6 protein-coding genes are annotated in these 6,779 nt (G+C 71.8%); 1 reads left to right on the forward strand and 5 read right to left on the reverse strand.

Going from position 1 to position 6,779, the window contains the following annotated elements:
- The first annotated feature begins 69 nt into the window (after positions 1–69).
- The gene (locus QWZ14_RS22220) at positions 70–768 is read left to right on the forward strand and encodes a CBS domain-containing protein (RefSeq protein ID WP_290319107.1); all 699 of its coding nucleotides are present in this window, start codon (positions 70–72) and stop codon (positions 766–768) included.
- 21 nt (positions 769–789) lie between these two features.
- Here QWZ14_RS22220 and QWZ14_RS22225 read toward each other — a convergent pair whose 3' ends face one another.
- From QWZ14_RS22225 to QWZ14_RS22245, 5 genes are all read right to left on the reverse strand, one after another.
- The gene (locus QWZ14_RS22225) at positions 790–1,818 is read right to left on the reverse strand and encodes an amino acid ABC transporter substrate-binding protein (protein ID WP_290319108.1); all 1,029 of its coding nucleotides are present in this window, start codon (positions 1,816–1,818) and stop codon (positions 790–792) included.
- 17 nt (positions 1,819–1,835) lie between these two features.
- Positions 1,836–3,749: a TRAP transporter permease gene (locus QWZ14_RS22230; RefSeq protein WP_290319109.1), complete on the reverse strand. Its 1,914-nt coding sequence runs from the start codon at positions 3,747–3,749 to the stop codon at positions 1,836–1,838.
- A gap of 96 nt (positions 3,750–3,845) precedes the next feature.
- The gene (locus QWZ14_RS22235) at positions 3,846–4,832 is read right to left on the reverse strand and encodes a TAXI family TRAP transporter solute-binding subunit (protein ID WP_290319110.1); all 987 of its coding nucleotides are present in this window, start codon (positions 4,830–4,832) and stop codon (positions 3,846–3,848) included.
- A gap of 106 nt (positions 4,833–4,938) precedes the next feature.
- Positions 4,939–5,817 carry a universal stress protein gene (locus QWZ14_RS22240; RefSeq protein WP_290319111.1) on the reverse strand — a complete coding sequence of 293 codons (879 nt, stop codon included), beginning with the start codon at positions 5,815–5,817 and terminating at the stop codon, positions 4,939–4,941.
- 52 nt (positions 5,818–5,869) lie between these two features.
- On the reverse strand, positions 5,870–6,779 hold a 910-nt coding region (locus QWZ14_RS22245; protein WP_290319112.1), incomplete at its 5' end, for a bifunctional aminoglycoside phosphotransferase/ATP-binding protein.

The following is a 6,779-nucleotide window of genomic DNA, read 5'->3' on the forward strand; positions in this document are numbered from 1 at the left end:
TCCATCGGGTAATCCTTGCTTCATGTTCCGTGCAAACCCGGCGGTCTGGCCGGGGTATGGAGGATCGCCATGCTCGCCCGTGACCTGATGTCCCGCGACCTCGTCGTCGTCGCGCCGGAGACCCCGGTTTCCGCTGTCACCGAATTGCTCGCCTCCCGCGGCATCTCGGCGGTGCCGGTGATCGACGCCGAGGGCAGCCCGGTCGGCCTCGTCACCGAAGGCGATCTAATCCGCCGCCTCGCCGAGGCGCCGCGCGGCCCGCTCGGCTGGTTCCTCGACATGTTCCGCAACCCGGAGCCGCTGGTGGCGCGCTTCGCCAAGGCGCATGGCGCCACCGCCCGGGACGTGATGACGGCCAAGCTGGTGACGGTGCCCGAGGATGCCGACGCCGAGACCATCGCCCGGCTGATGGAACAGCACCACATCCGCCGGGTCCCGGTGCTGCGCGACGGCAAGCTGGCCGGCATCGTCAGCCGCGCGGACCTGCTGCGGGCGGTGCTGCGCGACGTGCAGCGCCCGGCCGACGCGCCCCGGCAGGACGACGCCAGCCTGCTGCGGGCGGTGGTCGCCGCCATGCGCGAGCAGCCCTGGACCGATACCTTCTGGGTCTATCCGGATGTCGAGGGCGGGGTGGTGACCCTCTATGGCTATGCCCGGTCCGAGGTGCTGCGGGACGGGCTTCGGCTGCTGGCCCAGGACATCCCCGGGGTGACGCGGGTGGAGGACCGGCTGAAGCCGATGCCGCTCATCCTCCGCGCCGCCCTGTAACCGAGGGGTGGCGATCCTGCCCTAGCGGATCGGCGGCGCGATCATCAGGCCGCCGCGGGTCCAGAGGTCGTTCAGCCCGCGCGGCAGTTGCACCGGGCTGTCCTTGCCGAGGTGCCGGTCGTAGATCTCGCCGTAATTGCCCACCGCCTTGATCGCGTTCAGCAGCCAGGCGCGGTCGAGGCCGATGGCCGGGCCGAGGTCGCCGGTCCTGCCCAGCAGGCGCTGCACCGCCGGGCTGGGGCTGGTGGCCAGCATCTGCTCGGCATTGGCGCGGGTGATGCCCAGCTCCTCCGCCTCCACCAGGGCGTAGATCACGTAGCGGACGATGTCGAACCACTGGTCGTCGCCCTGCCGGACGGAGGGGGCGTAGGGCTCCTTGCTGATGCGGTCCGGCAGCAGCAGGATGGAGGCCGGGTTGGGCGTCGCGGCCCGCACCGCGGCGAGCTGGCTGGCATCGTCGGTATAGCTGTCGCAGCGGTTGCTCTCGAAGGCGCGGCGGGCCTCGTCCTTGTCGGCGAAGATCACCGGGGTGAAGCGGATGCCCTGGGTGCGGGACCAGTCGGCCAGGTTCAGCTCATGCGTGCTGGCGGAGACGAAGCAGATGGTGGCGCCGTCGAGCTGCTTCGCCGCGGTGATGCCGCTGTCGGCGCGGACCAGGAAGCCCTGGCCGTCGTAGAAATTCGGCGCGGTGAAATTCAGGCCGAGCTGGGCGTCGCGCATGTAGGTCCAGGTGGTCGTGCGGGTCAGCAGGTCCACCTGCCCCGAGCCCAGCGCCGGGAAGCGGTTCTGCCCGGTCAGGTGCTGCCAGACCAGCTTCTCGGCGCTGCCGAGCACCGCCGCGGCGACGGCGCGGCAGACATCGGCATCCATGCCCTGCCAGACGCCGCGGCTGTCGGGCTGGCTCCAGGCCGGGTCGCCGGTCGAGATGCCGAAGGAGACGGCGCCGCGGGCGCGGATCGCGGTCAGCGTCGGCCCGGTGGCCACGCTGCCTTGTGCCACCGCCACCCCGGGTGCCAGCAGGGCCAAGGCGAACAGGATGCGAATCAGCATGGGTGATGTCTCCGGGGTCATGGCCGCAGCGGCCGGGGCGCGCGCATGCCCTGCGTCAGGGCGATCGCGGCCGGCACCCCGACCGCCACCGCCAGCCGGACCATGTCCGGCACGCCGTGGTAGAAAGCGGCGAAGAGGCCGCCGCAGGCCAGCAACAGCCGCGCCGGCCCGCCCATCGACGCCCTGAGGTAGCCGGCATAGGCGGCGCAGAGGGCGGTCAGCGCCCCGACCTGGATGGCGGTCGCCACCAGGATATCCACCAGCGATCCCCGCAGCATGATCCCGGGGTCGTAGAGGAAGGCGAAGCCCACGGTGAAACCGGCGATGCCGAGCCGGGTCGCATGCATGCTGGCCATCAGCGGCGAGGATTTGGCGATGGCCGCCGCCGCGAAGGCTGCCGCCGCCACGGGCGGCGAGGCATCCGCCAGAACCGCGAAGTAGAAGATGAAGAGATGCGCCGGCAGCAGCAGCTCCTGCGCCGAATAGCCCAGCGCCTTGCTGCCGAGGTCGAGGATCTGCGGCACGCCGATGGCGGCGGCGATGATGTAGCTCGGCGTCGTCGGGATCCCCATGCCGAGCACCAGCACGGTGACCGCCAGCAGCACCAGCAGCAGGGCGAAATTCCCCGCCGCGAGGTCCTTTATGATGCCGCCGAGAGCGACCACCAGCCCGGTCGCGGTCAGCGCCGAGACGACGATTCCGGCGCCGGCGATGGAGACCGCCAGCGGCGCCATGGTGAGGCCGGCATTGGCCAGGCTCTCCAGCACCTGCCGCCAGCCCATGCGGCTGCGGCGGCGGAGCGCGGCAATGCCGACCATGGCAATGGTGGCGCAGAAGGCGGCGTAATTGCCGCTCCAGCGATCCATCATCAGCCAGACCAGCACGACGATGGGAATGACCAGGTGGGCGTCCTGCGCCACCTCCCGCCAGGCCGGGATGTCGCGCAGCGGCATCGGCGCCATGCCGGCCTGCTTTGCCTCGAAATGCACCGCGGCGAGAATGGCGAAGTAGTACAGCACCGCGCCGATGGCGGCGGCGACGATGATCTCGCCATAGGGGATGCCGGTGATCTCGGCGAGGACGAAGGCGGCGGCGCCCATGACGGGGGGCATCAGCGCGCCGCCGACGCTGGCCGCGCTCTCGATGCCCGCGGCGACGACGGGGCGGTAGCCGATGCGGATCATCAGCGGGATGGTCATGGCGCCGGTGGTGATGACGTTGGAGACGCTGCTGCCGCTCATCGTCCCGAACAGGCCGGAGGTGATGACCGCGACCTTGGCCGGGCCGCCGGTGAAGCGCCCGGCCGCCGCGGCGCCGAGGTTGGTGAACAGCCGCCCGGTGCCGCTGCCCTGCATGAAGGCGCCGAAGACGATGAAGACCGCGATGGTCGTCGCCACGATGCCGGTCAGCGGGCCATAGACGCCGCCCGCGGTCGGCACCAGCCAGGAGGCCTCGAGAATTTCGGCCACCGAGAAGGGCCGGCTGTTCAGCAGCCCGGGGATATAGTGGCCGAAGCCCATGTAGGCGACGGAGATGATGATCATCCAGGCAAGCCCGACCTCGACCGCGCGGCGCGTCGCCTCCAGCAGGGTGAGGATCGCAAGCGCCGCCAGGACCATCATCTCCCAGCCGAAGGGATCGACGTATTCCATGCGGTCCGAGACCTTGTCCCAGTTCCACATCACCCAGGCATGCGGCGCGGCGGAGGCCAGGGCCCAGAGCCAGTCGATCACGCTCGGGCGGCGCGCCGGGGAGCGGCCGGGGAAGGCCGGGAACAGCAGGAACAGCGGCGGGACGAAGACCAGCAGGTGGAAGCCGCGCATGGTGATCGGCTCGGGAAAGCCGAAGCCGCCGAAATAGAGGTGGATGGCGGAGGCGGCGGCGAGCCAGAGGGTGACCAGCAGCTTCAGGGGGCCGGCGAGGTCGCGCATGGAGGGGGCGCTCCGAAAGGAAGAAACACGTTTGGGGACGCTGTCCCCAAGCCCCTGCCAGGGGACGGGCGTCCCGTGGACCGGCCTGAGTCTGGGCTAGGCGGGCAGGGCGCCGGCCTCGCGGAAGGCTTTTGCGGCACCGGGGTGCAGGGGGACGCCGGCATACTTGGCCGAAGCCGCCGGGTCCCAGGCCCCCATGCTGGCGTGGATCTGCACCAGCCTCGGCCCTTTGTTCCGGATCAGCGTCTTCGTGACCTTGTAGGCGGCATCCTCGGGCAGGCTCTCGTGCACCATCAGCACGCTGTCCATCATCGTCACCGGCACCGCCGCCGTCTGCAAGGTCGGGTAGGTCCCGGCGGGGATGAAGCCCTCGGCGTAGGAGTACTGGTCGATGAGGTGGCGCCGCACATCGGCGGGGAATTCCACCAGCTTGCCGGTGCGGCGGCCCTGGGCGATCTCGCTGAAGATCGCCGCCGGGCGGGCCAGCGCGGCATAGAGGTAATCCGCCTGGCCGTCGGAGAAGGCGGCGCCGATATCGGCATAGCTGCCGGTCAGGTAGCGCCCGCCCTCGGCGCGGATCTTCTCCGGACTGGTGCCCAGGAATTTCAGGATGCGCTGCAAGGTCATCTCGTCGGTCGAGGACCGCTGCGGGCAGGCAAGCCGCAGGCCCTTCTGCGTCAGGATGGCGCGCATGTCCTCCGGCCCGCCATCGGTGCGGCGGAGGAAGTGGTGCTCGGTCGGGGAATAGCCGGTGCCGAGACTGCGGAGGTTTTCGTGCTTCTCGGTATAGGGCTCCTCGCCGCGCCGGGCGGAGGCGGCGAAGGTATCGATGCCCCAGCCCATCTGCGACTGGTTGCGGTTGACCCGGGTGGCATTGGCCAGGCCGCCGCCGGGGACGACGCGGATCTGCAACTCCGGGTTCTCGTCCTTGATCAGGGCCGAGAGGCCGGCGGCGATGGTGTACCAGCCGCCGCCGAGCGAGCCGGCGACCCATTCGATGGTCTGCTGCGCCGCGGCGGTGCGGACGAAGGGCAGCGCCAGGGCGCCTCCCGCGAGGGAACGTCGGGTCCAGGTCAGGCTCATCGCAACTCTCCCAAGCGTAGCTTGGGGCGATGATGCAGGCCCGGCGTGGCCGCCGCAACCGGTGTCGCGGCGGCTTTCGCGGCCCGGCGGACCGCCTCTGCTCAGCCTAGCGGCACATCAGCACCGGCATGTCGCTGTTCTCCAGCACATGCCGCGTCACCCCCCCGAGGATGAGCTGGCGCAGCCGCGAATGGCTGTAGGCGCCCATGCAGAGCAGGTCCGCCTGGAAGTCCCGCGCCGCGCCCAGCAGACCGGCGCCGACGTCCTTGGTGAGCGGCTTGAACAGCGCCGGCTCGGCCTCGATCTCGTGCCAGCGGAGGTAGGCGCGGATGCCCTCCACCTTGGGGCCGCGGCGCTGGTACTCGTCGGCATGCAGCAGCCGCACCGCGTTGGCGCGATGCAGCCAGGGCAGCGCCGCCTCGATGGCGGCGGCGCTCTCGGCCGAGCCGTTCCAGGCGCAGCAGACCCGGGTGCCGATGGTGGCCGGCGCCTGGCGCGGGGCGATCAGCACGGGGCGGCCGCTGTCGAACAGCACGGCATGCAGCGCATCGGAGGAGGAGACATCCTCATCCGCTTCCGGGTGCGGCACCACCGCCATGTCGTACAGCCGCGACTGCTGGGCGACGACGTCCTCCTCGCGCCCGGCGATGCTCTCGAAGGAGAGCGTCGGACCATCGGTCTTCAGCGCGGTCTCGGCGCTGTTGGCGATGGTCACGCCGCCGCTGTCGCCGGCGAAGCGGTCGAACAGCGCCCGCACCCGGCCGGCGCGGTCGCCGCTCTCGCGCTCGGTCGCCGCCATCATCTCCTCGATCATGGCGCCCGACAGACCCTCGCCCGCGAGCGGCGCGACGTCGCGGGCATCGACCCGGACGTGCAGGCAGTGCACATGGGCGTTCCAGATGCGCGCCACCATCAGCGCGGTGGCAAGGGCCGCTTCCCCGGCGGCGGTGCCGGTGAGGGGCAGCAGCAGACGTCGGTAGGCCATGGCACGTCTCCCAAGCGGCGCGGATGGCGCATGTCTAGCACGAATCGGATTTTTACAAGCCAAGCCGTTTGCGCGCCGCCGGGATGGGGTCCTCGGTCGTGTCCAGCACCTCCCAGCCGAGCGGACCCGGGTCACGCGCCGCGGCCGCGGCCAGCACCGCCGCATCCGCATCCGAGGCGTCGCGCTGCGCCGGCGCGCGCAGCCCCGCCTCCCGCCGTGCCGCGATGCGGGCCTGCAGCACCGGCAGCGGCGCCACCAGCCAGAAGCCGGTGAAGGGTTCGCCCGCGGCCTCGATGGCGGCGCGTTCCTCCGGCCGCAGGAAGACCCCGTCGGCCACCACCGCATGGCCGGCCCGCAGCGTGGCCGTGGCGGTCGCGGCCAGCTCGGCGAAGACCGCGGCGCTGGCGGCCGGGGCATAGGCCTCGGCCGGCAGCGCCACCTCCGGCGCGACCCCGGCCTGGCGCTTGCGGATCTCGTCCGAGCGCAGCACCAGCGCCCCGGGCGCCGCGCCCAGCGCCGGCGCCAGCGCTCGCGCCAGCCGGGTCTTGCCGGTTCCCTGCAGCCCGCCCACCGCCACCAGCCGCGGCGGCGCCGGCCGCAGCATCGCCTCCGCCAATGCCAGGTAGCCCTGCCCGCTGGCGCCGCGGCCCGCGGTCGCATGCGCCCGGATCATCGCCCGCAGCGACAGCCAGAGCGGCAGGCAGCCGACCAGCCCGGCATCGCCGCCGCGCGCGACGTAGCGGTTCAGCACCCGATTGGCCGCCGGCCGGCCCAGCCGGTGGTCGAGGTCCATCAGCAGGAAGGCGAGGTCGTAGCCGGTATCGATGGTGCCCAGCGCCTCGTCGAATTCCAGCGCGTCGAAGGGCGTCACCTGGCCCTGCCAGAGGCAGAGGTTGCCCAGGTGCAGGTCGCCGTGGCAGCGCCGCACCCGCCCGTCCCGTGCCCGCGCCGCCAGCCGCGGC

The sequence above is a fragment of the Paeniroseomonas aquatica genome (assembly GCF_030409335.1).
Taxonomy (GTDB): domain Bacteria; phylum Pseudomonadota; class Alphaproteobacteria; order Acetobacterales; family Acetobacteraceae; genus Belnapia; species Belnapia aquatica.